Below are 25,043 nucleotides of genomic sequence, written 5' to 3'. Positions count from 1 at the left end.
GCACATGGACCTCGGATCCCTCGATCTGGCCACGCTCTGGTTCTGGATCGTCGCCGCCTTCTTCATCGGCTACTTCGTGCTCGACGGCTTCGACTTCGGCGTCGGCATGTCGCTGCCGTTCCTCGGCCGCGACGACACCGACCGCCGCGTCCTGATCAACACGATCGGGCCGGTCTGGGACCTCAACGAGACCTGGGTCATCGTCGCCGGAGCGGCGATGTTCGCCGCGTTCCCCGAGTGGTACGCGACGCTCTTCAGCGGCTTCTACCTGCCGCTGCTGCTGATCCTGCTCGCGCTGATCGCCCGCGGCGTCTCGTTCGAGTACCGGCACCAGCGCCCGGAGGCCGCCTGGAAGAATCGGTTCGACCGGATGATCGTGGCCGGCTCCGCCCTGCCCGCCTTCCTCTGGGGCGTCGCCTTCGCGAACATCGTGCAGGGCGTGCCGCTGGACGCGGACCACAACTACATCGGCACCGTCCTCGACCTGCTGAACCCGTACGCCCTGCTCGGCGGCGCGACCACGCTCCTGCTCTTCTTCACCCACGGCGTCGTCTTCGTCTCGCTCAAGACCGACGGCGAGATCCGCGAGCGGGCGCGCCGGCTGGCGACCCGGGCGGGACTGCTGACCATCGTCGTCGCCGCGGTGTTCCTCGGCTGGACGAACCTCGCGCAGGGGAGCGGACCCTCGTGGCTGCTCTCGATCGCCGCCGCGACCGCGCTGGTGCTCGCCTGGGTCGCGAACCTCCGCGGCCGGGAGGGTCGCGCCTTCGCCCTTCTCGCCGGCACGATCGCCCTCGCGGTCCTCGCGCTGTTCACCACGCTCTTCCCGGCGGTGATGCCCGCCTCGAACGTCGTCGCGAACAGCCTCACCATCGAGAACGCCTCGAGCACGCCCTATACCCTGACGGTGATGAGCTGGACGGCGCTGGTCTTCGTGCCGCTCATCGTCGGCTACCAGGCCTGGACCTACTGGATCTTCCGCAAGCGCATCACCCGGACCCACATCCCGGTCGACGCGCACTGACCGATCGCGACCGTGAAGCCCCTCGACCCCCGACTGCTCCGCTACGCCCGCGCCGCGCGGCTGTTCCTCGCCCTCGGCGGGGCGCTCGCGCTCGTCCGCACGGCGGCCGCCGTCGCCTTCGCATGGCTGGTCGCGCAGCTGGTCGCCGGTGCGGTCGACGGGCGCTCGGCCGCTGAGCTCGCACCGTCGCTCACGGCCCTGCTCGGCGTGGTCGTGCTGCGCTCCGTGCTGGCGTGGGCCGTCGAGGTCAACGCGGCGCGGGGCGGAGCCGGGGCGAAGGCGCAGCTGCGCTCCGCGGTCCTCGCGGCGCTCGTCGCGCTCGGTCCGGCGCACCGCTCCGGCGGGTCGGGGGGAGTGGTCGCGCTGCTCGGCGGCGGCCTCGACGCGCTCGACGGCTACTTCGTCCGCTACCTGCCGCAGCTGATCGCCACCGCCGTCACCACGCCGATCCTGACGCTCGTGGTCTTCCTCGCCGATCCGCTCAGCGCCCTCTTCCTCGTGGTCACGCTGCCGCTCATCCCGGTGTTCATGGTGCTGATCGGCTGGGCGACCCAGGCGGTGCAGAAGACGCAGTGGAGCCGGCTGCAGGCGCTCGCCTCGGGCTTCGTCGATACCGTCGGCGGGCTGGCCACGCTGAAGATCTTCGGCCGGGCGGAGCGGCAGGGCGCCCGCATCCGCGCGCTGACCGAGGACTACCGCGTGCACACCATGAAGGTGCTGCGCGTCACCTTCGTCAGCAGTTTCGTCCTCGAGCTGGCGGGCTCGCTCTCGGTCGCGCTCGTCGCGGTGTCGATCGGGTTGCGGCTCGTCGACGGCTCGCTCGGGCTGGCGATCGGACTGTTCGTGCTCGTCCTGGCGCCGGACGTGTTCCTGCCGGTGCGGCAGGTCGGCGCCGAGTTCCACGCCGCGGCCGACGGCGTGCAGGCCGCCGACGAGGCCTTCGCGATCATCGAGGCCGCTGCGGCGGTGCCGGCCCGCACGCCGGCGCCCGCGAGCGGGGGAGCGCTGGAGCTGCGCGGTCTCGCCGTGGACGACGGGGAGGGGCGTGTCCTCGCGCCGGTCGTCGCCGTCCTGCCGGCCGGGTCGATCACCGCGCTGACCGGCCCGAGCGGCGCGGGCAAGTCGACCCTCCTGGCGGCCCTCGCCGGCTTCGCCCCCGCGACCGGACGCCTGACCCTCGGGGAAGAGCCGGTCGACGGCTCCTCCGACCGCGGCTGGCTCGCCTGGTCCGGGCAGCGGGCGGACCTCCTGCCCGGGACGGTGGGCTCGAACGTGGCGCTCGGCTCGCGCTCGCCCGACCCCGAGCGCGTCGCCCGGGCGCTCGCGATCGCCGGCCTCGCGCTCGATCCCGCCCGTCGGATCGACGCCGACGGCACGGGCCTCTCCGGCGGTCAGGCCGCGCGGGTGGCCGTGGCGCGGGCCGTGCACCGCGTGCTCGAGCGCCACTGCGCGGTGCTGGCGCTCGATGAGCCGACCGCGGCGCTCGACGACGAGTCGGAGCGCGTGCTGCTCGAAGGCCTGCGCACCCTCGCGGACGAGGGCGTCGTCGTGCTGGTCGCGACGCACCGCCCCGCGACGATCGCGGCCGCCGACGCCGTCCTCGCGCTCGCACCGGCCGAGGCGGTGCTCCGGTGAACCGCGCCGACGTGCTGCGGGCGGCGATGCCGGCACCGCGCCGCTTCCTCCCGGGGCTCTCCTTCGGCCTGCTGTCCTCCGCGTCGATCGTCGCCCTGCTCGCCTGCTCGGCGTGGCTGATCGTGCGGGCGGCCGAGCAGCCGCCCATCCTCTTCCTCTCCCTGGCCGTCGTCGGCGTCCGCGCGTTCGCGCTCGCCCGGGCCTTCTTCCGCTACCTCGAGCGCCTGGCCGGGCACGACGCGGCGTTCCGCGCGCTGGCCGAGCTGCGGGCCGGCGTCTACGAGCGGCTGGTGCCGGTGGCCCCCGACGGGCTCGGCCGGGTGCGGCGGGGCGACCTGGTCTCGCGCGTAGTATCCGACGTCGACGCGCAGCAGGACGTGCCCCTGCGGATCGTGCAGCCGCTGCTCGTCTCGGCCGTCGTGTCCGCCGCGGCGGTCGTGGGCGTGTGGATGCTCCTCCCCGCGATGGGGGCGGTGCTGCTCGGCCTGCTGGTCCTCGCGTTCGTCGGGGGAGCGCTCGGCGCCGGGCTGGTCTCGGCGCGCGCCGACCGCGAGCTCGCCCCGCTGCGCGGCGAGCTGGCCGAGCGCCTGAACCTGCTGGTGACCCGGCTCGACGTGCTGATCGCCTTCGACGCCGCCGAGGCGGCCGTCGCCGACGTCGCGGAGGCGGAGGGCGCGCTGACGCGGGCCGCCCGTCGCCGCGCCGCGTCGGTCGGACTCGCCGCGGCCGTCCTCGCGCTCTGCGCCGGCGGTGCCGTGTGGGCCGGCCTCGCCCTCGGGATCCCGGCGGTCGACGAGCTCGGCGGTCCTGCCCTCGGGGTGCTCGCCCTGGTGCCGCTCGCCGTGTTCGAGGTCGCCGCCGCGGCTCCGCTCGCCGTGCAGAGCGCCCGCTCCGCGCTGTCCAGTGCGCAGCGCCTCGCCGACCTCGACGTGCAGGCGTCCTCGCCCGCGCTGGCGACCGACGACGACGTGGACCCGGCGGCGGCGATCCCGGCCGGCCGCGACATCGTCCTCCGCGATCTCTCCGTCCGCTGGCCGGGAAGCCCCGTCCCCGCGCTCACCGGCGTCTCGCTCGACCTGCGGGCCGGCGAGCGGATCCTCGTCACGGGCGGCAGCGGCTCGGGCAAGACGACGCTCGCGCACGCCCTCGTCCGCTTCCTCGACCACACCGGTTCGTACCGCATCGGGGGCGTGGAGGCGCGGACCCTCCCGCAGGCCGAGCTGCGGCGCCTCGTCGGCCTGCTCGAGCAGCAGCCCTACCTCTTCGACGACACGATCCGGCAGAACCTGCTCTTCGCCCGCCCCGAGGCCGACGACGCGGTGCTCCTGGGCGTGCTCGAGCGGGTGGGCCTCGCCTCCTGGACCGCAGCGCGCGGCGGACTCGATGCGCGGGTGGGCGAGCGCGGCTCGCTCGTCTCCGGCGGGCAGGCGCAGCGGCTGGCGCTCGCGCGGGCGCTGCTCGCGGACTTCGACGTGCTGGTGCTCGACGAGCCGACCGCCTCGGTGGACGCGCCGGTCGCCGATGCGCTGCTCGCCGATCTGCTCCGAGCGGCGTCGGGACGCACGGTGCTGCTGATCGCGCACCGCGTCCCCGCGTCCCTCGCCTTCGACCGGCGCATCACGGTCGCGGGCGGCACCGCCCGCTGACCGCCCGCGGACCTCCGGCGCTGTGCGGATGGCGAGGGGTCAGCGGCTGGACCAGCTCGCCCGGCCGCGTCCGTCGTACTGCACGAGGTTGCCGTCGTCCTGCATCACGAGCCGGTAGGGCGGCACTGCGGGGCCGACGTTGACGAAGTAGCGCGGCAGTGCGGTCCAGCTCGCGCTGCCCCGCCCGGCGACCGCCATGTACCCGTCCTCATCGATGGAGAAGAAGTCGCCGCAGGTGGACGTCCCGGTGGACCAGATCGGCCCGGTGCGACCGGAGACGACGAGGTTGCCGTCCGCCTGCATCACGGCGCGGTAGGCGCCGTTGCCCGAGCGGAGTCCCTCACCGGCGTAGAGCGCGGCGGGAGCGAACAGGGTGCTGCTCGGGAAGGCGATCCGGCTGCTCCAGAGGACGGTGTCCTCGATGCTGTAGAGGACGAGCCGGCCGGTGTTGTCGAGGTTCATCCGCACCCCGGAGCCGCTGGTGCCGGTGGCCCACTTCGCCGCCCCCTCCGCGCCGTAGATCACGGCGTTGCCGTCCGCCTGCAGCACGAGCCGGTTCCCCGCGCCCGAGGTGCCCGTGCTCCAGGTCACGCCGTTCGGGCCGTAGCCGACGAAGTTGCCGTCGCTCTGCATCACCGCGGTGAAGCGGCCGTCGCCCGAGGTGAGGCGTCGGCCGGTCCGCAGCGTCTCGGTCGGGTAGAGCCAGTCGGTGGGCGGCGCCTCGATCGTCGTGCCGATGCTGCTCGCCCAGGCGGGGGAGCCGTCGGCGCGGCTGACGACGAGGTTGCCGTCGATCTGGATCCGGAGGGCGGCCCCCGCCTCGTCGGCGGTGCCGGTGGACCAGACGGGCCGGCCGTCGGCCGTGTAGACCACCACGTTGCCGTCGGCCTGCATCACCAGTCGATCGCCGCGTCCCTCCGTCCCGGTGCTGAAGACGGCGCGCCCGCTCGCGTCGTAGGTGACCGCGTTGCCGTCGCTCTGCAGCACGAAGCGGTATCCGCCGCCGACCGAGGTGATGCTCTCGCCCCGTGCCAGCTGCTCCCCGCTGACGAGGGCGTCGGTGAAGACGTTCGCGGCGCGGGCGACGGCGGTCGTGACGGGCCCGGAGCCGGCGGCGAGGGCGGGGGTCGCTCCCAGCAGCAGGGCGCCCGCGGTCACGAGCACCACCGCCCCGGAGACGAGCGTGCGGGCGGGGCGGGGAGGCGTCATCGCGGGTCCTTCGAGCGGGATCGGTGGCTGGTTCTCCCGCATGCTGCCACGGCGCGGGCCGCGCCACGCCGTCGTTCCGCCGCCATGAGCCAGGGGACTCGAAGTGGGGTCAGCCGTGGGGCCGGACCCGGCGCTCGGCCTCGGCGAGCGACGCGCCCTCGACGGCCCAGCGGTCCAGCACGCCGTCGACGCGGTCCCGAGCGGCTCCCGTGGTGCTCTCGCGCAGGGGCAGGATCACGTCGCGGGCGAGCGGGGCGAGGAGCTCGTCGACCCGCGCGTCGCGGACGAAGCCCTCGAGCCGGGTCAGATCGGACGCGCGCAGGAGCGCCGCCCGCGACTGCAGCAGCACGATCGCCGCGAGCCGCGTCTCGAAGACGGGCGGCTCCCACAGCTCCGACGACAGCGCCGTGACGTCGTCGTGCTCCAGCCCGCGGAACTTCTTCAGCGCATCCCGCACGGTCCCGCGGACCGCGCCGACCGAGGCCCCGGTCGAGTCGAGCCCCGCACCGAGCCGCTCCCGCACGTCCTGCGCCCGCCAGACGTCGCCCTCGTACTCCAGCGCCGCACGGATGAAGTCGCCGGCGTCGCTCACCCCTCCATCATGCGACGGGACGGGCGGGACCCGCGAACCGGCGAGCCCCGGTCAGCGACTCGACCACACCGCCCGGTTGCGACCGTCGTACTCGACGAGGTTGCCGTCGTCCTGCATCACGAGGCGGAACGGCGCGACCGCGCCGGCGCCGGGCGTCACGATCCAGGTCCCGATCCCGCTGCCGGAGACGACCGCCATGAGGCCGTCGTCGTAGAGGTTGAACGAGCTGCCCTCGCCCGAGGTGCCCGTCGACCAGATCGGGCCGGAGCGGCCGGAGACCACGAAATTGCCGTCGCCCTGCATCACGGCGCGGTACACGCCGTTCGCCGAGCGGAGGAGACTGCCGGCCGCGAGGCCGTTCTCGGCGTAGAGGCTCGAGCCGGGCAGCTGCGCCTGACTGGTCCAGAGCACGGTGTCCGCCGGGTCGACGATGATCAGCGAACCGCCGTTGTCGATGCCGAGGCGCAGGTCGGTGCCGCGGGTGCCGGAGGACCACCGGACCGAGTCGTCCGATCCGTAGATGACCGCGTTGCCGTCGGTCTGCAGCACGAGCCGGTTGCCGGCGCCGCGGGTGCCGGTGCTCCACACGACGCCCTGGGGGCCGTAGCCGACGAAGTTGCCGTCGGTCTGCATCTCGGCGCGGAAGCGGCCGTCTGCCGAGGTCAGCCGGCGTCCGCCGCGCAGGGTCTCCCCGGTGAAGAGGGTGTCGGTCGCGGGCTCGGCGATCGTCCCGTTGACGCTGCTCGCCCACGCGGGGGAGCCGTTCTCGCGGTAGACGACGAGGTTGCCGTCCCCCTGGATGATCAGGTAGGCGCCGGGCTCGTCGGTGGTCTCGGTGCTCCAGACGGGGCGGTCGTCGGCGGAGTAGATCACGACGTTGCCGTCGGTCTGCATCGCGAGGTGGTCACCGCGGCCGGCCGTACCGGTCGCGAAGACGACGCGGCCGTCCGGTGCGTAGGTGACCGCGTTGCCGTCGGTCTGCATCACGAACTCGTACGCGGGCCCCGGGCGGTCGGAGACGATGCTCTCGCCGCGCGCGAGCTGCTCGCCGCCGTCGAGCGCGTTGTAGTAGGACGTCGCTGCGCGGGACTGCGCGCCCTCGTTCGTCCGGAGTGCGGGGGACGAGTCGGCCGAGGACGAGGAGAGCGGTGACGGGGCCACCTCCTCGGCCACTGCAGGGGTCGCCGTGAAGAGCAGGGTGCCCGCCGCGACGAGCGCGACGAGAGCGGAGGCGACGGAGCGGGAGGAGCCGGCGGAGCGCGAGGCTCCGGCCGAGCGGGAGGAAGAGGGAGGCGTCATCGCAGTTCTTTCTCGAGAGGTCGGCATCGCCGAGCGGATCCTCGAATGCTCGCACGCGCGGGCGACATCCGAGGTGCGCTCCCGACACCGTGTCCCGATACGCGACGCAGGCCGACTGTGGCCGATCCGGGGCCCGCCCGGACGAGGAAGGCCCGGCTCGTGCGGGGTGCGCACGGGCCGGGCCTTCGGAGGTGTTGCGCCGTCTCAGCGGCGGGCGGGGCTCCGTGTCAGCGGATGGACCAGACGGCGCGGCCGTCGGCGTCGTACTCGACGAGGTTGCCGTCGTCCTGCATGACGAGGCGGAAGGGGGCGGTTCCGCCGGCGGCGGGCTGTGCACTCCACGTGATGGCGCCGTTGTCGGCGACGATCTGGAGACGGCCGTTCTCGAAGATCTCGAGCGAGCTGTTCACGCCGCCGGTCTGGCTGGACCAGAGGGCGCCCTGGGGTCCGTAGACGACGACGTTGCCGTCCTTCTGGACGACGGTGCGGTAGTCGCCGTTGTTCGAGCGGAGCTGGCCGCCGGTGGCGAGGTCGTTCGGGCCGTAGAGGCTGGAGCCCGGCAGCGCCATCTGGCTGTCCCAGATGATCGTGTCGTCCTCGTCGAGGAGGGAGAGGACCCCGTTGTCGCCGAGGACGGCGCGGAGGTCTGCTCCGCTGGTGCCGGTGGCCCACTTCACGGAGCCGTCGGCTGCGTAGAGGACGGCGTTGCCGTCGTCCTGCATGACGAAGCGGTTGCCGGCGCCGCGGGTGTCGGTGTTCCAGACGACGCCGCCGGGGCCGTAGCCGACGAGGTTCCCGTCGCGCTGCATCTCGGCGCGGAAGAGGCCGTTCTCCGAGGTGAGCCGGTGGCCGAAGGTGAGGCTGCTGCCGGTATCGAGGGTGTCGCGAGCGGGCTCGGCGATCCTCCCCGCGCTGGCGGACCAGGCCGGAGTGCCGTCCTGGCGGTAGAGGGCGAGGTTCCCGTCCTCACCGAGGATGAGGGTGGTCCCGGGCTCGCCGTCCGTGCCGGAAGCCCAGAGCGGACGGTCATCGACCCCTTCCACGACGAGATTGCCGTCCCTCTGGAGTATCACCACGTTCGGCCTGATGACGTCTTTCTTGGTCTCAGGGTCGTAGCGGTACTCGGTGTTGAAGGTCCCCGTGGCGAAGAGGACGCGTCCGTCCGAGGCGCGGAGGACCGCGTTGCCGTCCTCCTGCATCAGGAAGGCGTAGCTCCCCGCGGTGTCCGAGCGAAGGGTGCGCTCGAGGTCGCCGCCATCGAAGTGCATCGACTCTCCGCCGAGGAGAGCGTTGTAGTAGGGGTGATCGTGCTCCGGCCCGTCGGGCCACGGCTTGAGGGCCGGAACGATCGGGCTCCCCGGAGCCGGGGAGGACGAGATGGAGGGGATGTCCGCGGCGAAGGCGGGCGTCCCGCTGAGCAGCAGGCCTCCGGCTGCGACGAGCGCGACGAGCCCGGAGGCGAGGGGGCGTGGAGATGTTCGGTGTGACATGGCAGTTCTTTCTCGAGAGGTCGGCACCGCCACGATCGAGGCGGCCTCGCCGAGCGGTCTTCTCCGAATGGAAGCACCGACGCGCACGCCGTCCCGGGCTCCGGCGCGCGGTGCTGGGTCCTTGTCGCGGGAGACGCCCTCGGACGGCGAAGGCCCGGCTCGTGCGAGGTGCGCACGGGCCGGGCCGTCGGTTCGAGTCGCCGGCCGTCAGCGTCGACGGGCGTGCGGCGACGTCAGCGGCTGGACCAGACGGCCCGGTCGTGGAGGTCGTAGGCGACGATGTTCCCGTCGCTCTGCATCACGAGGTGGAAGGGGCCGACTCCACCGGCGGCGGGCACTGCCGTCCAGGTGACCGCGCCGTCGCCGGCCACGATCTGCAGCACGCCGTCCTTGCCGAACCGGAGAGAGCTGCCCGTGCCGCTCGTCCCGCTCGACCAGACGGCTCCGGCCGGGCCGTAGACGACGACGTTCCCGTCGCCCTGCATCACGACCCGGTACCGGCCGTCGTCGGAGCGCAGCAGCCCGTCCGCGGAGAGGAGGTTCGGCGAGTAGAGCGCCGATCCGGGCAGTGCGGTCTGGCTGTCCCAGAGCGGACGGTCGTTCACATCGCGGACCGTCAGCACTCCGTTGTCCTCGAGGGTGGCCGAGTCCGCCACCGCCTCGCTGTCGGCGATCCATACTTCGGTGTCGTTCTCGTCGTGGATCACGAGCTCACCGTCGGAGCTGATCTGGAGAGTGTTGTCCACGCCGCGGGTGCCGGTGCTCCAGAGCACGCCGTTCGGGCCGTAGCCCACCAGATTGCCGTCGCGCTGCATCTCGGCGCGGAACAGTCCGCTCGGCGAGGTGAGCCGATGGCCGCGCGTCACCGCGTTGTAGTACTCGAGGGTGCTCGACGGCGGCTGGGCGATCCTGTCGTTGATGTCGCTCGCCCAGGCGGGGGAGTCGTCCTGTCGGTAGAGGACCAGATTGCCGTCGTTCTGAATGATCAGCGTGGCCCTCGGTTCGATGTCCGTCCCGGTGCTCCAGAGGGGACGGCTCTGATCGGAGTAGACCACGACATTGCCGTCGTCCTGCGCGACGATTCGATTGCCCCGACCGGAGGTGCCCGTGCTGAAGACGGCGTGGCCGACCTCGTCGTAGGTGACGGCGTTGCCGTCGTCCTGCATGCGGAAGGTGTACGTCGCTCCCGGGCCCTCGGACTGGATGTACTGGCCCGCGACGAGCTGGCGCCCTCTGGTGAGGAAGTCGGGAACGGACGGGCCCGCCGAGTGCAGCGATCCGGCCGTGATCGACGTAACGGAGGTGGCGGGGCCGTGCCCACCCTGGGCGCGGGCGGGTGTCGCTCCGAGCAGCAGGCCGGTCGCGACGAGCGCGACGAGCCCCGGGGCGAGACGGTGCGGAGAGCTGACAGGTGTCATGGGAGGTCCTTCTCGAGTGGTCGGCAGTGACGAGCAGCGGTGAGCGCCGCAGAGCGGAACGCCCCGATCGTGGCGCGGCAGATCGACGCCGATGCCGCCGCGGCGCGCAGTGCAGGGTCTCTGGCAGGCGGTGCGCGATCCGGTCCTGACGCGCAGGAGTGGCGGTCAGGCTCGAGCGACGTGGGACGCGGCAGGAGGCGACCGGAGTCCGGTGCCGCTGAGGGTCCTCAGGGGAGGGGGCGGCGGAGGGCGTCGAGGCGCCGGCGCCAGGCGTCGAGCCGGCCCGGGACCGCGGCGAGCGCCGGCCCCTCGATCCAGCTCGTCGCCAGGCGCAGGCCGTGCAGCGCATTCGCGGTCCACACCTCGCGGCCCTCGAGATCGGCGGGCTCGGCCGGCGCCTCGATGACGTCGACGCCCAGTGCCCCGGCGAGGACGGAGACGGTGCGGGCGGTCACGCTCCAGACCCGGGGGCTGCTCGCGGGCGGGACGACCAGTGCGTCGCCGAGCCACCAGAGGACGGCGCTCGACGCCCCGTCGACGACAGCGCCGTCGCCGTCGAGCAGCACGGCCTCGTCGGCGCCCGCGGCGGTGGCTCGCGATCGCAGGAGTGCCAGCCGAGCGATGTCGGGACCCTTGCGCTCCGGAGTGCGCCGAGGGTCGACGGGGCTCGTCCAGAGGACGACGGTGCGGCCTCGCGGCGGCGCGGGACGCAACCGCAGCCGCAGCCCTCCGGCGGTCAGCTCGAGCCGGGGGAAGGCGTCGCCGGTGCGGGGGAGCGCTGCGACGGCGGCGTCGAGGAACGCGTCGGCCCCATCCGGGCCCCCGGCCTCGGCGACGGCGGCGAGGAACCGCTCGCGGTGCAGCTCGAGACCGCGGACGCGGCCCTCCGAGACGAGGAAGGAGTCCGCGGCGAGGAGGACGTCGTCCGACGCGTCGACGGCGGGACCGAGCTGGCGCCCGTCCCACTCCCTCATCCGCTCGCCGTCCACGACCGCCTACGCTAGCCCAGTGGCCGCGCTCCCCGAGGAACCCGCCTCCCGCAGGGAGCTGGCGTGGGTGGACCCCGAGCGAGCATACCTCGGGTTGTTCGCGGCGGCGCCCGCCTCCTTCTGGCTCGACTCGGGCCGCGACGCCGTCCACGGCCTCTCCTTCCTCGGTGCCTCCGACGATGTCCTGACGGTCGAGGCCGGCGCGGACGTCTCGACGGCGCTCACCGCGGTCGACGCGGAGTGGACGGGCGACCGTGCGCTCGGGCGCTACGGCTGGATCGCCTACGAGGCGGGCGCGGCCTTCGTCTCCCTCCCCCTCCTGCCCGCCGCCGACGGCGCACCGCCGGCGCTCGCGCTGATCCGCGGCGATCCCGTGCTGGAGTTCGATCACGCGCGGCGCACGCTGCACCTCGTCTCCTCCGCCGGGCAGGAGCGGGAGGCGCGGCGGCTCGAGCGGGCGCTGACGGTGCTCGCCGAGGCTCCGGCCGTCCCGGGGGAGCCGCGTGCCGCGGAGGCGGCCGGCCGCGTCGAGTGGCGGCACGACGCCGAGCGGTACCGCGCCCTGATCGCCCGGTGCCGAGCCGCGATCCGCGCGGGCGACGCCTACCAGCTCTGCCTGACCAACGAGGTGGTCGTCGAGGGCGCCTTCGATCCGGTGGAGGCGTACCGGCGCCTGAGGCGCTCGAGCGCGAGCCACCACGGCGGTCTGATCAGGATCGGAGGTCTCGCCCTGGTCAGCGCGTCACCCGAGCGCTTCCTCGACGCCTCCGTCGACGGCCGCGTCGCGACGCACCCGATCAAGGGCACCCGCACCCGCAGCAGCGACCCCCTCGTCGACGCGGAGCTGCGGGCCGAGCTGCTCGGGAGCGTGAAGGAGCGCGCCGAGAACGTGATGATCGTCGACCTGGTGCGGAACGATCTCGCGCGCATCGCCGCTTCCTCCTCGGTGCGGGTGGACCGCCTCCTCGAGGTCGAGACGTACCCGCACGTGCACCAGCTGGTGAGCGAGGTGTCGGCGCGGCGCGCACCCGGCGTCGGCCTCGCCGAGCTGCTCGCGGCGACCTTCCCCGCCGGGTCGATGACGGGGGCGCCGAAGCGACGGGCCGTCGAGCTCCTGCGCGAGTGGGAGGCGGGGCCGCGCGAGATCTACGCGGGCGCGTTCGGCCGCATCGGCGGCGACGGCTCGCTCGATCTGGCGATGACGATCCGGACGCTCGTGCTCGACGGATCCCGCGCCCGGATCGGGACCGGCGGGGGCATCACCGCGCTGTCCGTCGACGACGAGGAGGTGGAGGAGACCCGGCTGAAGGCCCGCGCGCTGCTCGCCGTGCTCGGAGTGGCCCTGGACGACTCGGAGACCTCGGGCGACCCGGAGTCCCGGACGCCCCGATGACTCCGGGCGACGCGTGACCCGCGAGGTCGCGGCGGAGTCGTCGCCCGGTCACTGGAGGCCAGTAGGGTGGTTGGTCGAACGCGGCGCCCCGAGAGCGCGCGTTTCCCCTCCCTTCAGAAGTGAGACACACCTGTGGCAGAAGAGACCTCCCAGCAGACCGGCGCGACGGACGAGGAGCGCTACGACTTCCGCGCGCTCCAGGAGAAGTGGCTCCCGATCTGGGAGGAGACCCGGCCGTTCGCGACCGGCGACTCCACCGACAAGCGCCCGCGCAAGTACGTGCTCGACATGTTCCCCTACCCCTCGGGCGACCTGCACATGGGGCACGCGGAGGCGTACGCGCTGGGCGACGTCATCGCGCGCTACTGGCGTCAGCAGGGCTTCAACGTGCTCCACCCGATCGGCTGGGACAGCTTCGGCCTGCCCGCGGAGAACGCGGCGATCAAGCGCGGCCTGAACCCCGTCAGCTGGACCTACGACAACATCGAGCAGCAGAAGCGCTCGATGAAGCGCTACGCCGCGTCCTTCGACTGGGACCGCGTGCTGCACACCTCCGACCCCGAGTACTACAAGTGGAACCAGTGGCTGTTCCTCAAGATGTACGAGAAGGGCCTCGCCTACCGCAAGGACAGCTGGGTCAACTGGGACCCGGTGGACCAGACCGTCCTCGCGAACGAGCAGGTCCTCGCCGACGGCACCTCCGAGCGCTCCGGCGCGGTGGTCGTCAAGAAGAAGCTCACGCAGTGGTACTTCAAGATCACCGACTACGCGGACCGCCTCCTGGACGACCTGAACCAGCTCGAGGGCTCCTGGCCGTCGAAGGTCATCGCGATGCAGCGCAACTGGATCGGCCGCTCGATCGGCGCCGACGTCGAGTTCGAGATCGAGGGCCGCGACGAGCGGATCACGGTCTTCACGACGCGCCCCGACACCCTCTTCGGCGCGACCTTCATGGTCGTCGCGCCCGACTCCGACCTGGCCGCCGAGCTGGTCGAGGGCGCCGACCCGGAGCTTCGGGACGCCTTCCGGAGCTACCTGGAGAAGGTGCAGAAGTCGAGCGAGATCGAGCGCCTCACCGTCGACCGCCCGAAGACCGGCGTCTTCCTCGGCCGCTACGCGATCAACCCCGTCAACGGCGAGCGCCTGCCGATCTGGTCGGCCGACTACGTGCTGTCCGACTACGGGCACGGCGCCGTGATGGCCGTGCCCGCGCACGACCAGCGCGACCTCGACTTCGCCCGCGCCTTCGACCTGCCCGTGCGGGTCGTCGTCGACACCTCGGCGCCCGTCACCGGCGCGATCCCGGTCATCCCCACGGATCCGGAGGAGCTCGCCGCGCTCGAGGCGGAGTACGCGGTCGACCCCGCCGTGACCGGTGAGGCGCTGACCGGCGACGGCCGCCTGATCAACTCCGGCCCGCTCGACGGCCTGTCCAAGCGCACCGCCATCGAGCGCGTGATCAAGCTGCTCGAGGAGCGCGGCCGCGGCCGCTCGGCGAAGAACTACCGCCTGCGCGACTGGCTGATCTCGCGCCAGCGCTACTGGGGCACGCCGATCCCGATCATCCACGGCGAGAACGGCGAGCTGATCCCGGTCCCCGAGGACCAGCTGCCCGTGCGCCTGCCCTCGACCGACGGCCTGGACCTGCAGCCGAAGGGCTCCTCGCCGCTCGGCGCGGCGGAGGACTGGGTGAACGTCGCGAACCCGAACGACGGCAGCCCCGCCCGCCGCGACCCGGACACGATGGACACGTTCGTCGACTCCTCCTGGTACTTCCTCCGCTTCCTCTCGCCGAAGGACGACACCCAGGCGTTCGACCCGAAGCTCGCCGAGAAGTGGGCGCCGGTCGACCAGTACGTGGGCGGCGTGACGCACGCGATCCTGCACCTGCTCTACGCGCGCTTCATCACCAAGGTCCTCTTCGACCTCGGCTACGTCTCCTTCACCGAGCCCTTCACGGCGCTGCTCAACCAGGGCATGGTGCAGATGGACGGCGCCGCGATGTCGAAGTCGAAGGGCAACATCGTCCGCCTGTCGGACCAGCTGGACGAGTTCGGCGTGGACGCCGTGCGCCTGACGATGGCGTTCGCCGGTCCGCCGGAGGACGACATCGACTGGGCCGACGTCTCGCCGTCCGGCAGCGCGAAGTTCCTGGCGCGCGCCTGGCGCCTCGCCAAGGACGTCACGACGAAGCCCGACGTGGAGTGGAAGAACGGCGACGCGGCCCTGCGCCGCCAGACGCACCGCTTCCTCGCGGAGTCGCCGTCGCTGATCGAGGCGTTCAAGTTCAACGTCGTCGTCGCGCGCCTGATGGAGCTGGTCAACGCGACCCGCAAGGTCATCGACTCCGGAGCCGGCGCGGGCGACCCCGCCGTGCGCGAGGCGACGGAGGTCGTCGCGATGGCGCTCAACCTCTTCGCCCCGTACACCGCCGAGGACATGTGGCACCGTCTCGGCTACGAGGGCACCGTCGCGCACGCGCTCTGGCGCAAGGCCGACCCGACCCTCCTGGTCGAGGAGAAGGTCACCGCGATCCTCCAGGTCGACGGCAAGGTCCGCGACCGCATCGAGGTGTCGCCGAAGATCTCCTCGGACGAGCTCGAGCAGAAGGCGCGCGCGGCCACCGGTGTCGCGCGGGCGCTGCAGGGCCGCGAGGTCGTCACGGCCGTCGTCCGGGCGCCGCGCCTGGTGAACCTGGTGACGAAGCCGGCGTAGCGCGCCGCGAGCACGCGACTCCTCGAAGGGGCTCCTCCACTGCGGAGGGGCCCCTTCGGCGTTTACACCGAATAGGGATTAGCCTCTGGCCTGCTCAGTGCTACCACTCGACCGAATTCTTGCTAAGAAACTCTTCTCTTGTGCAAGAAGCGACATCTAACGCGGCAGCCTTCAACGTGACGGCCTTATCATTCGTCACGATAACCCACGTCGGTCCCCATAACTGATCTGCGGTGCACTCCTGTGCGTCGAGCGCGCAAGCGATAAGTATGGGATCGGCCGCGCCCTTGTTTGTGTAAAGGTTTACGAGCGTCGAGTCTTCAATCTGTATGCTCGCCATTACTTTTGCCAGGTGCTCCAAGACGGTTGATGTTGTTGGGTACTCGATTTCCTTGAATGCGGCCTTGTCGGGATATCCTTGTGCTTCATAAATAATCTCTGTTGGCAGAAAGCATCGCTCTAGAAAGAATTTGCTTTCACGCTGGGCCCGGCTGAGGTGAGAGAGCGCGTTGTTGTCTAAAATGTATAGTTCTTCGTTCACTGCAATGCCGCCTTTAACTCGCTGAGTTCAGCTGGGGAAATTCGGTTCAGACATACGATTCGGCAAAATTCTCGTTCCGCAAGCCCTTGTTCCTCGACGGCCCGAAGCATCCGTGTTGTGAGCGCTCGTCCGTTGTACTTCCGAATAGCGTTGACAGCTTTTGGCTGGTTGCGCGGCCCGGGCTTTGGTCGAGAGCGGAACTCATCCTCAAGATGGCTGAGATGTGTTGATGCCGCCTCCGCGCTGAGCTTGCCCAGCCGCATCCCCCGCACAACCATCGCACTGGGGGTAACTTTAAAGACGTCGGCCGCGGCCTTCACGGCATCGATGTCCTCGAACTTGGTGTCTTGAACACCGCTGGCTGGCATCAAGACTTCACCGACAATGTCGTATTCTCGGCCGACGTTCAACGCCGTACTATTCGCGTCGTAGGTGACTGGGGCAAATACTCCTCGGGCGACAAGCACCGTCATAAGCATGAGCGTAAAGATTTGCCTGCCCGGCTGTTCTTGGAAGTCACCATGATCACCGCCAGTGAGGAAAATATATGGAATTTTCGAGTCTCGCACAGTCATGCCGCTGAAGTGCAAACCATCCAGAATTTGCGGCATGAAGCCTCGGACGCTCCTCGCGACGAGCACCTGCTTTGCCTCGATTTGCTCAATTAACATTTCGAGCGCAACTTCTTTAGTCCGTGCTCTGCGAATCGTATCAAGATCTAGCTCCAGCGCCGCGATCAGCTTGTCGGCGTCATCGCGGGGGGTACTGCCAGGTCGGCGGAGGAGTCCAACAATCTCGTTACGAATGAGAAGTGAATCGTACCTCTTCGCGAGCGATTGCTTGCGAAGTAGATCTTTGATGATCAACTCCACATCGCGAAGTCTGACGGTGGTTCTCGAGTTGACGGTGAACGTGTCTGGGGCAACTCCTTGTAGCAGCTTTTTAGTCTTCGATTCCACCTGCGCCTTCACGAAAGAAAGTGGAGCAAAGAATAGTGGGTGAGGAATCTCTGCCTTCCGCGAGAGAGCCACGAGCTCCTGATACTTGATTTCTCCCTGCTCAAGCGCACGGTGGTAGGGGGCGCGGCCGCTCACGACAGAGTTCTCTAGCAACTCCACGAAGACGGCACGATCGATCGAGACGCGATCTTTGTCAATCAATACGTCCAAAGCATCGACCCGCTTACTCCCCGTTTGATTCTCCGGTACTGCGAATTATTTGATCACTTCCTCGCGACCTATGGCTGGGACGCTACACGCTAGTCAGCCGCTCCTGCTATCACCGCCCATCGCACCTATGCTCACGAGCGCATCGCCGCCGATCCCGTCCACCCCGTGCACGACCGCCCAACTGTCACGCCCCCTTTCGTTTGAGGGATTATCCAACGCCGCGTGACATGGGTGGTTTTCGGGCTTGAGGTGGGCAGGGTTGCCTAGCTGTTGCTGCTGTCGCAGGTCGTCGGCAAGGTCCGCGACCGGATCGAGGTCTCGCCGAAGATCTCCTCGGACGAGCTCGAGTAGAAGGCGCGCGCGGCCACCGGTGTCGCGCGGGCGCTGCAGGGCCGCGAGGTCGTCACGGCCGTCGTCCGGGCGCCGCGCCTGGTCAACCTGGTGACGAAGCCGGCCTAGGCCGCCTCGAGCGCCGGACCTCCTCGAAGGGGCTCCTCCACTGCGGAGGGGCCCCTTCGGCGTTCCCGACCCGACTCGCTGTCCCCGGCGGTGTGGTCTGCCGTGATCCGCAGGGTGCCCGGGCGGACGACGCCAGGACGTCGGGCCGACCGATGCCGGACGTCAGGCCCGGGTGCACCGTCACCATACGTGTAAGAGTGCTGTCTCTCCTGTCCTGCCGGCACTGATGCTCAACGACGTCGATGCCGTCTCGTTCCTCCTCTGACCCTGGGAGTGCTCATGCCGGCCTTCTACCTCTCCTCGCGCCGCATCGTCGCCTCGCTCCTGATCGCGATGATCCTGCTCGACGCGGCGTTCACCGCACTCCGCGCTCTCGACACGGCGGCGATCATCGTGGCGGCGTACGCGGTCGTCGCGACCGCGCTGCTCGCCTCGGTCGCAGCGCGGCAGACGCGGCACCTCGGAGTCGATCTGTCGGCGTTCATCGTCGCAGCGCTCGCGATCAGCGTGTCCTGGGGAGCCGCGCCGGTCACACTCGGGGTCCTGACCCACCTGCCGGCGCTGGTCGGCGCCGTCGCGTTCGCCACGATGGTGCTGATGCTGCGCACCGCTGCCGCGGGGGCGGGAACGAAGAACCGTCGTTGACCCTGCTGTCGTGGGAGCGGAGGGGACTCCGACGCGCTGACTCAGGCGGGTGGCACCGAGCCGTTGCGGATGTGCTGGTAGACGACGGAGGTGCGGACGTCGGCGACCTCGCGGCGCTGGGTGAGGCGGTCGATGACGAAGGCGTAGAGGTCGTCGTTGTCGCGGACGGCGACGTGGATGATGAAGTCCTCGTTGCCGGCGGTGACGAAGACGCCGAGGGTCTGCTCGAGGCCGCTCACCCAGTCGCGGAAGGACTCGATCACCTCGCGGGACGGCGGTCGGATGCGCACGGCGATCAGGGCCTGGACGCCGCGCCCGATCGCGGCGAGGTCGACGTCGAGGGTCGTGCCGCGGATGACGCCTCGGGTGCGCAGGCGCCGCATCCGATCGAGCGAGGTGGTGGGGGAGACGCCGACCGCGGTCGCGACGTCGCGGTTGGACATCCGCGCATCCGACTGCAGCAGGCGCAGGATCGCGATGTCGACGGCGTCGAGGACCACCGGATCACGGTTCTGCTGGTTGTTCATACGGATATCGTGCACGGAGTTCGCGCATCCGCCTATCGTGACTGCCGCCGGTCGGGAGGACCGACCAGAGGAGGAACGACGATGAGCACGGGATTCGCGGGATACGCCGAGGACGAGATCGACACGGCGGCGGCGACCCGATCCGCCCGGTTGAAGTGGGTGGTCGTGGTCGACGAGGCGCTGCCGATCGGACGCGCGGTGAACGCCGCCGTCTGCGTCGCGGCGGCGACCGGCGCGCAGGTGCCGGGGCTGCTCGGCCCCGCAGCACACGACGCCTCGGGCTCCGAGCACCCGGGACTGCCGTGGGCGGGATGCACCGTCCTCGCGGCCGATGCGGCGACGCTCCGGATCATCCGAACGAAGGCCGACGCGCACGAGGGGACGTTCGTCGCCGACATGCCGGCGGCCGCGCAGGAGACCCGCGTGTACGACGAGTACCGCGAGGTGCTCGACTCGACCGAGCCGGAGCTCGTCGAGTACCTGGCGGTGGGACTGATCGGGCCGAGGAACCGCGTCGACAGGATCGTCGGGCGGCTGCGGCTGCTCTAGGGCGGGCGTCCTCCCCAGGGCGGGGATCGGCGGGCCGTCCACCGTTCGGCGATCGGCGCTCACCGGTCGAGCCGCCCCGACCTAGCGTCGTCGGATGCAGCAGGCGACCCAGGACGACGACCCCGCCGGTCTGCTGCGCCGTCCGCGGCGGGAGCGCTCGCGCTGGCGGATCGGCGTCGGCGCGGCGGTGGTGCTGGTGATCGGAGCCGCGGTCGTCGCGGTGCTCCTCGCCGGGGTGAGGGCGGGCGGCCGGACGGAGGTCCTCGAGCCCGCCGGTGCTCCGGCGGCCTCGGTCGACGGGTCCGTGCCACCGCGGTCGGCCGGCGGCACCGGGACGCCGCTGCCGAGCGGCTCTGCCGGCGGGACCCTCTACGTCCACGTCGCCGGAGCCGTCGCCGCGCCCGGTCTCTACCTGCTCGATCCGGGCGCCCGGGTCGCCGACGCGCTCGCCGCAGCGGGCGGCTTCACGGAGCCGGCCGAGAGGGCGGCCGTCAACCTCGCACGTCGGCTCGTGGACGGCGAGCAGATCCTCGTACCGGAGCAGGGAGCGGCGGTCGCGCCGGTCGGCTCGGGTCCGGCTGCGGTCGGCGGCGTGGTCAGTCTCAGCACGGCGACGGCCGCGCAACTGGAGGAGCTGCCCGAGATCGGTCCGGCCACCGCGGCGAAGATCGTCGCCTACCGGGAGGAGCACGGCCCGTTCACCTCCGTCGACCAACTGCTGGAGGTGCCCGGCGTCGGCGAGAAGACCCTCGAGGCGTTCCGCGAGCAGGTGGCCCCGTGATCCGCGCGCACGATCTGCGGCTGCTCCCGGTCGCGCTGTCGGCGTGGGCGGCTGCGGCCGCGTCGGGGCTGCTGCCGGTCGGCGCGGTCCTCGCTGACGGCGCTCTGCTCTGCGCGCTCGCCTGGTCCGCCGCGCTCGTCGCCGTCGCGGGTCTGCTCCTGCTCCGCCGGCGCCGTGCGGCCTCCGGGCTGGCCGTGCTCGCGGTCGCGCTCGGGGGAGCGGCGCTCGCCGTCAGCGCCGTCGCGGTGGCGGCGCCCGCGCGCCACCCGCCGGAGCTCCGGGCGGCGGCGGAGTCGCGGACGGCGGAGGCGGTGCTCGTCCGGATCGACACGTCCGCTCGTCCGCTCGCCGCGGGCGGCGTGTGGTTCGACGGAACGGCGCTGCGGCTCGGCGATCGGTCGATGTCGGCACCGGTGCGGGTGTTCCTCGCCGAGCCGGGAGGCCGGCTGCCGGTCGGCTCCGAGGCGCTGCTGCGCGCGCGTGCCGAGGAGCCGGACTCCGTCGGCGAGAGCACCCTGCTGACCGCGTCCGCCGTGCTCGAGCGGCGGCCGCCGGGAGGAGTCGCGGCGATCGCGGAAGTCCTGCGGTCAGGCTTCCTCGCCAGGACGGCGGTGCTCGGGGGAGACGGGGCCGGTCTCCTGCCGGGCCTCGCGACCGGGGACACCTCCGCCCTGCCGTCGGACCTCGAGGACGACATGCGGACCGCCTCGCTCACCCACCTGACCGCGGTCTCCGGAGCGAACTGCGCGGTCGTGGTCGCAGCGGGCTGGCTCGTCGCCGCGCTGCTGGGCGCGGGCCTGCGCGTCCGCACGGTGTCGGCCCTGGCCGTGCTCGCGGCGTTCGTCGTGCTGGTCACTCCCGAGCCGAGCGTCGTCCGCGCGGCGGTCATGGCGAGCGTCGTGCTGCTGGCGCGGCTGGGGCGGCGCTCGGGTGCTGCGCTCCCGGCGCTGCTGGCGAGCGTCGTGCTGCTGGTGCTGCTCGATCCGGCGATCGCGGGGCGACTCGGCTTCGTGCTGTCCGTGCTGGCGACGGGCGGGCTGCTGCTCGCCGCGGAGCCGATCGCGCGACGCCTGGGGGATGCGCTGCCGCGCCCGCTCGCGCTGCTCATCGCTGTGCCGCTGGCCGCGCAGCTGGCCTGCCAGCCCGCCGTCCTGCTCATCGATCCGTCGATCCCGGTCTACGGGGTGCTGGCCAATCTGCTCGCCGAGCCGGCCGCCCCGGCGGCGACCGGCCTGGGCCTCATCGGCTGCCTGCTCGCGCCGTGGTGGCCGGGCGGTGCGGACGTCGTGATCCGGCTCGCCGCCGTGCCGACCTGGTGGATCGCCTCGATCGCCCGCGCCGTCGCGACCTGGCCGGTGCCGCGGATCGCCTGGCTTCCGGGTCTGGGCGGGATGCTGGCACTCACGGTCCTGACCGTGCTCGCCCTGCTGCTGGTCACCCGCGCGCGCCGGCTCGCACCGCTCCGGCGGGTCGCGGCGACGGTGCTGGCGGGGGTGCTCGTGGTCGGGGCGGCGTCGGGAGTGGCGACGCCGCTCCTGCGCTCCGCCGCCGTCCCGTCGGACTGGCGGGTCGCGATGTGCGACATCGGGCAGGGCGACGCGGTGCTGGTCCGCGGGGACGCGGGGGTGGTCCTCGTCGACACCGGGCCGCTGCCCGAGCGGCTGGACGCGTGCCTCGATCTGCTCGGCATCGACCGGCTCGCGCTCCTCCTGCTCACCCACTACGACCTCGACCATGTCGGCGGACTCGCCGCGGTCGTCGGCCGCGTGGACGAGGCGCTCGTCGGACCGGTGGCGGACGAGGGCGACACCCGCGATCGCGCCGACCTGGTGGCGGGCGGTGCCGCGGTGCGCGAGGCGGCGCGCGGGGACGCCGGTGCGGTCGGCTCGCTGCGCTGGCAGGTCGTCTGGTCGGAGCGGGGGACCGCCCTCCGCGGGAACGAGGCCAGCGTGACCCTGCGGATCGACATCGCCGCGGACGCGACCGGTGGCCCGCTCTCCCTGGCCATGCTCGGCGACCTCGGGGCGGAGGAGCAGGGCCGGCTCGCACGCCTGCACCCCGGTCGCGTCGACGTCGTCAAGGTGGCGCACCACGGCTCCGGCGACCAGGCGCCCGCCCTCTACGACGAACTGGGCGCCCGCGTCGGCCTCGTCTCGGTCGGCGCCGACAACACCTACGGCCATCCGACTCCGTCGCTGCTCGCCCTGCTGGCCGAGCGCGGCACGCACGCGCTGCGCACGGACCTCGAGGGGACGGTGCTGCTCTCCTCGCGCCCCGAGGGCGTCGCGGTCTGGTCGACCGGGGCGGCCGCGCCGGTGACCGCGTCGGGTGAGCAGGACGGCTCCTCCAGCGTCGAGGCGATGGCGGCGCATCTCGCGACGGTGCCGCCGTCGTGGCGTCGCGGATCGGCTCGAGACGCAGGCGGCTGCTTGGATGTCGAGTCGAAGCAGCACCGAGAGGAGGGTCGGCATGATGCGCAGGGACGAACCGGGCGTCTCGCCCTCACTGGTCGCGTTCGCCCACGCGGCTGTCCTCATGTTCCTGGCCGCGGTGCCGTATCAGCCGCCGTGGTGGATCGCTCTCTCCGGGGTCGTGCTGATCGGAACGGGGCTCCTCGCCTTCCGGGATTCCCACCGGTACCGCCGGAAGTCCTCGGAGCGGGGGAGACGCAGCGGCCCGCCGTGATCGCACCTCCCCTCCTCGCTCCTCGAGCGCGCGGCTCCGGCTCGTAGAATCGAGGGTCACGGAAGGACGACGGCATGGCAGGCAGAGCCCCGGCGCGCGGCAAGGCGACGCCCTCGAAAGCGGCGATCCCGCAGCTCGCGTGGAACCAGACGCGACCCGCTCCGATCGTCCTGATCACAGGGCCAGAGCAGTTCCTCGCCGACCGGGCGCTGCGGTTCCTCCGCGAGTTCCTGCGCGCCGAGGACCCGAGTCTCGAGGTCAACGACATCGACGCCGGCGGCTACGCGCCGGGCGAGCTGCTGACGCTGGCGAGTCCGTCCCTGTTCGACGAGCCCCGGCTGCTGCGCGTCTCCAACGTCGAGAAGTGCTCCGACGCGTTCCTCGTCGAGATGATCGAGTACCTCGCCCAGCCGGCCGACGGCGCGACGGTCGTGCTCCGGCACGGCGGCGGCAACCGCGGCAAGAAGCTGCTCGACGCGATCCGCTCCGGCACCGGAGGCGGCATCGAGATCGTCTGCGCGGAGCTCAAGCGCGAGAGCGACAAGGTCGACTTCGCCGTCGCCGAGTTCCGCACCGCCGGCCGCACGGCGACGACCGGTGCCGTCCGGGCGCTGGTGTCCGCGTTCTCCGACGACCTCGACGAGCTCGCGTCGGCCTGCCAGCAGCTCGTCTCCGACGTGACGGGGGACATCACCGAGGCGACGGTCGCGAAGTACTACGGCGGCCGCGTCGAGACCACGGCGTTCACCGTCGCCGACGCCGCCATCGCGGGGCGGCACGGGGAGGCGCTGCTCGGTCTGCGGCACGCGCTCGCCTCCGGCGCGGATCCGGTGCCGATCGTGGCGGCGTTCGCGAGCAAGCTGCGGACGATGGCGAAGGTCGCGGGGTCCCGCGAGGGCTCGGGGCAGGTCGCGTCCCGGCTGGGGCTCGCGCCCTGGCAGGTGGACCGCGCTCGCCGCGACCTGGCCGGGTGGACCGGCGAGGGGCTGGGCACCGCGATCATGACGGTCGCGGAGGCGGACGCGAACGTGAAGGGAGCGACTCGGGACCCGGTGTTCGCGCTCGAGCGCATGGTGTCCGTCATCTCGGCGCGCGGTCTCTGACGCGCGGCGCATCTCCGGCGGGTGGGTCTCGATACGCCCCTGCGGGGCTACTCGACCAGCGTGCAGGCGCAGGATGCGGTCGTCGAGCGGCCGGACGGGTTTGCCCCGACCATGCTGATCGAGCAGCCCGCGCAGCGGGCGTATCGAGATCCACGCGCCCAGCACCTGCGCCGACCGGTCAGGGCACGTACGTCTGCCGGTTCTCCGAGTCGAAGTGGAAGACAGCCCAGCCGAAGGCGAGCTGCGCGGCGGCGAGCCCGATCGCGGAGGCCACGATCAGCGCGACCACGGCCATGGCGATCGCGGCGCCGGGATAGCCCTTCCGCGCCGTCACGAGGAGCAGGATCAGCCCCGCCAAGTGCGCGAGGGCGACCGGGACACCACCGACGGTCTCGCCGAAGCCCGCCATCGTGGTCCCCGCAGCCAGGGCCTTGCCCTGCTCCGACTGCGCCTCGAGCAACGCGAAGCCGTACCAGCACCACGAGAAGAGCGCGGCGGGGAGTCCGAGGCAGGCGATCCACCAGAAGGCGACCCGCGCACCGCGGCCCGCCGACTGCGGTCGAGCGGACGGTGGTGCGGCGACGGCGCCGTTCTCCGCGGGCACCCTCAGCCCGCCTCGATCAGGCTGGTCAGTCGATCCGCGGCGGAGGAGATCGTCGAGACGGCGCTGAGCGTGAACAGGCAGGCGACGCCCCAGAACCAGGTGCGGCCGGGAGCGCCCGCGCGACGGCGGTCGAACGCGAGCCACCAGGCCGCGACGACCGAGACCAGCGCTGCGATCACCGAGCCGAGGGCCATCCGCACCCAGTCCGCCGCGTCCGGCGCGGTCCAGGAGTTCGTCCCCACCACGATCGCGAGCGGCACGACGATCATGCCGAGCGCCCCGAGCAGGACCGCCCTGGTCTGACTCCTCGGTGTCGTCGTCTGCGTCGTCGTCGTCTGCGTCGTGCCCGTCGTCGTCATGATCCCCCGATCGCGCGCCGGCTCACGCGGGAGCCGCCCGTCAGCGCGAGGCTACCGGATGTCCGCCCGCGGGGTCTCGATACGCCCCTGCGGGCCTACTCGACCAGCAAGAAAGTCCCGCGAAGGCGAAATGCGCCCGACGCCAGGACCTCGAGGAGTCGTACCAGCTGCCTTCCCGCAGGCTCACCGGCGATTCGCGTGTCAGCGAATC

21 protein-coding genes are annotated in these 25,043 nt (G+C 71.9%); 10 read left to right on the top strand and 11 right to left on the bottom strand.

The window, feature by feature from the left end:
* Positions 1–4: 4 nt before the first annotated feature.
* Genes cydB through cydC form a run of 3 tightly spaced genes read left to right on the top strand, consistent with a single transcriptional unit; the run spans position 5 to position 4,305 of the window.
* Positions 5–1,024 carry a cytochrome d ubiquinol oxidase subunit II gene (cydB, locus tag HQQ82_RS03470; RefSeq protein ID WP_173231667.1) on the top strand — a complete coding sequence of 340 codons (1,020 nt, stop codon included), beginning with the start codon at positions 5–7 and terminating at the stop codon, positions 1,022–1,024.
* A 12-nt stretch (positions 1,025–1,036) separates the two neighbouring features.
* Positions 1,037–2,659 (top strand): thiol reductant ABC exporter subunit CydD, encoded by a 1,623-nt coding sequence (gene cydD, locus HQQ82_RS03465; protein WP_173231666.1) that lies wholly within the window; start codon positions 1,037–1,039, stop codon positions 2,657–2,659.
* Positions 2,656–4,305, top strand: coding sequence for a thiol reductant ABC exporter subunit CydC (gene cydC / locus HQQ82_RS03460; protein ID WP_367947794.1), 1,650 nt, complete (start codon positions 2,656–2,658; stop codon positions 4,303–4,305). The genes cydD and cydC overlap by 4 nt, the downstream gene beginning before the upstream one ends.
* Positions 4,306–4,344: 39 nt before the next feature.
* Here cydC and HQQ82_RS03455 read toward each other — a convergent pair whose 3' ends face one another.
* The 6 genes from HQQ82_RS03455 to HQQ82_RS03430 all read right to left on the bottom strand — a co-directional run bounded on the left by HQQ82_RS03455 (position 4,345) and on the right by HQQ82_RS03430 (position 11,302).
* Positions 4,345–5,514, bottom strand: a complete 1,170-nt coding sequence (locus HQQ82_RS03455; protein ID WP_173231665.1) for a hypothetical protein — start codon at positions 5,512–5,514, stop codon at positions 4,345–4,347.
* Between the two features lie 109 nt (positions 5,515–5,623).
* The gene (locus HQQ82_RS03450) at positions 5,624–6,106 is read right to left on the bottom strand and encodes a DNA alkylation repair protein (RefSeq protein ID WP_173231664.1); all 483 of its coding nucleotides are present in this window, start codon (positions 6,104–6,106) and stop codon (positions 5,624–5,626) included.
* Between the two features lie 51 nt (positions 6,107–6,157).
* Complete coding sequence (locus HQQ82_RS03445) at positions 6,158–7,405, bottom strand: hypothetical protein (protein WP_173231663.1); 1,248 nt, start codon at positions 7,403–7,405, stop codon at positions 6,158–6,160.
* 227 nt (positions 7,406–7,632) lie between these two features.
* On the bottom strand, positions 7,633–8,895 hold the full coding sequence (locus HQQ82_RS03440; RefSeq protein WP_173231662.1) for a hypothetical protein: 1,263 nt from the start codon (positions 8,893–8,895) through the stop codon (positions 7,633–7,635).
* 233 nt (positions 8,896–9,128) lie between these two features.
* On the bottom strand, positions 9,129–10,313 hold the full coding sequence (locus tag HQQ82_RS03435; protein WP_173231661.1) for a hypothetical protein: 1,185 nt from the start codon (positions 10,311–10,313) through the stop codon (positions 9,129–9,131).
* Between the two features lie 227 nt (positions 10,314–10,540).
* On the bottom strand, positions 10,541–11,302 hold the full coding sequence (locus tag HQQ82_RS03430) for an aminotransferase class IV (protein ID WP_173231660.1): 762 nt from the start codon (positions 11,300–11,302) through the stop codon (positions 10,541–10,543).
* A 19-nt stretch (positions 11,303–11,321) separates the two neighbouring features.
* Here HQQ82_RS03430 and HQQ82_RS03425 point away from each other — a divergent pair, with 19 nt between their 5' ends.
* Both HQQ82_RS03425 and leuS read left to right on the top strand, forming a co-directional pair.
* Positions 11,322–12,695, top strand: a complete 1,374-nt coding sequence (locus HQQ82_RS03425; protein WP_367947793.1) for an anthranilate synthase component I family protein — start codon at positions 11,322–11,324, stop codon at positions 12,693–12,695.
* Positions 12,696–12,827: 132 nt separating this feature from the next.
* Entirely contained in the window at positions 12,828–15,410 is a 2,583-nt protein-coding gene (gene leuS / locus HQQ82_RS03420; protein WP_173231659.1) for a leucine--tRNA ligase, read from the top strand.
* Positions 15,411–15,510: 100 nt separating this feature from the next.
* Here leuS and HQQ82_RS03415 read toward each other — a convergent pair whose 3' ends face one another.
* Together HQQ82_RS03415 and HQQ82_RS03410 are read right to left on the bottom strand one after the other, a co-directional pair.
* Entirely contained in the window at positions 15,511–15,951 is a 441-nt protein-coding gene (locus HQQ82_RS03415; protein WP_173231658.1) for a hypothetical protein, read from the bottom strand.
* The gene (locus tag HQQ82_RS03410; protein ID WP_173231657.1) at positions 15,948–17,045 is read right to left on the bottom strand and encodes a hypothetical protein; all 1,098 of its coding nucleotides are present in this window, start codon (positions 17,043–17,045) and stop codon (positions 15,948–15,950) included. Before HQQ82_RS03410 ends, HQQ82_RS03415 begins: the two co-directional genes overlap by 4 nt.
* Before the next feature lie 813 nt (positions 17,046–17,858).
* Between HQQ82_RS03410 and HQQ82_RS03405 the strand changes: the two genes are divergently transcribed.
* The gene (locus HQQ82_RS03405) at positions 17,859–18,224 is read left to right on the top strand and encodes a hypothetical protein (RefSeq protein WP_173231656.1); all 366 of its coding nucleotides are present in this window, start codon (positions 17,859–17,861) and stop codon (positions 18,222–18,224) included.
* Positions 18,225–18,265: 41 nt separating this feature from the next.
* Here the strand turns inward: HQQ82_RS03405 and HQQ82_RS03400 are convergent, their stop codons facing one another.
* A complete protein-coding gene (locus tag HQQ82_RS03400; RefSeq protein ID WP_173231655.1) occupies positions 18,266–18,751 on the bottom strand; it encodes an Lrp/AsnC family transcriptional regulator in 486 nt (161 codons plus the stop codon).
* Positions 18,752–18,832: 81 nt separating this feature from the next.
* Between HQQ82_RS03400 and HQQ82_RS03395 the strand changes: the two genes are divergently transcribed.
* From HQQ82_RS03395 to holA, 4 genes are all read left to right on the top strand, one after another.
* A complete protein-coding gene (locus HQQ82_RS03395; protein ID WP_173231654.1) occupies positions 18,833–19,300 on the top strand; it encodes a DUF2000 domain-containing protein in 468 nt (155 codons plus the stop codon).
* A 94-nt stretch (positions 19,301–19,394) separates the two neighbouring features.
* Positions 19,395–20,081 (top strand): ComEA family DNA-binding protein, encoded by a 687-nt coding sequence (locus tag HQQ82_RS03390; protein WP_173231653.1) that lies wholly within the window; start codon positions 19,395–19,397, stop codon positions 20,079–20,081.
* Entirely contained in the window at positions 20,078–22,813 is a 2,736-nt protein-coding gene (locus HQQ82_RS03385) for a ComEC/Rec2 family competence protein (protein ID WP_173231652.1), read from the top strand. Before HQQ82_RS03390 ends, HQQ82_RS03385 begins: the two co-directional genes overlap by 4 nt.
* 27 nt (positions 22,814–22,840) lie before the next feature.
* On the top strand, positions 22,841–23,869 hold the full coding sequence (holA, locus tag HQQ82_RS03380) for a DNA polymerase III subunit delta (RefSeq protein ID WP_173231651.1): 1,029 nt from the start codon (positions 22,841–22,843) through the stop codon (positions 23,867–23,869).
* A 178-nt stretch (positions 23,870–24,047) separates the two neighbouring features.
* On the opposite strand, the gene HQQ82_RS03375 is transcribed toward holA, so the two are convergent.
* Entirely contained in the window at positions 24,048–24,473 is a 426-nt protein-coding gene (locus tag HQQ82_RS03375) for a hypothetical protein (protein ID WP_216848164.1), read from the bottom strand.
* 2 nt (positions 24,474–24,475) lie between these two features.
* Positions 24,476–24,832 (bottom strand): hypothetical protein, encoded by a 357-nt coding sequence (locus HQQ82_RS03370; protein ID WP_173231650.1) that lies wholly within the window; start codon positions 24,830–24,832, stop codon positions 24,476–24,478.
* Positions 24,833–25,043 lie beyond the last annotated feature (211 nt).

Origin of the sequence: Rathayibacter sp. VKM Ac-2856 (genome assembly GCF_013205055.1) — a bacterium.
Taxonomy (GTDB): Bacteria; Actinomycetota; Actinomycetes; order Actinomycetales; family Microbacteriaceae; genus Rathayibacter.
This window is presented reverse-complemented; position numbering and strand designations above follow the sequence as displayed.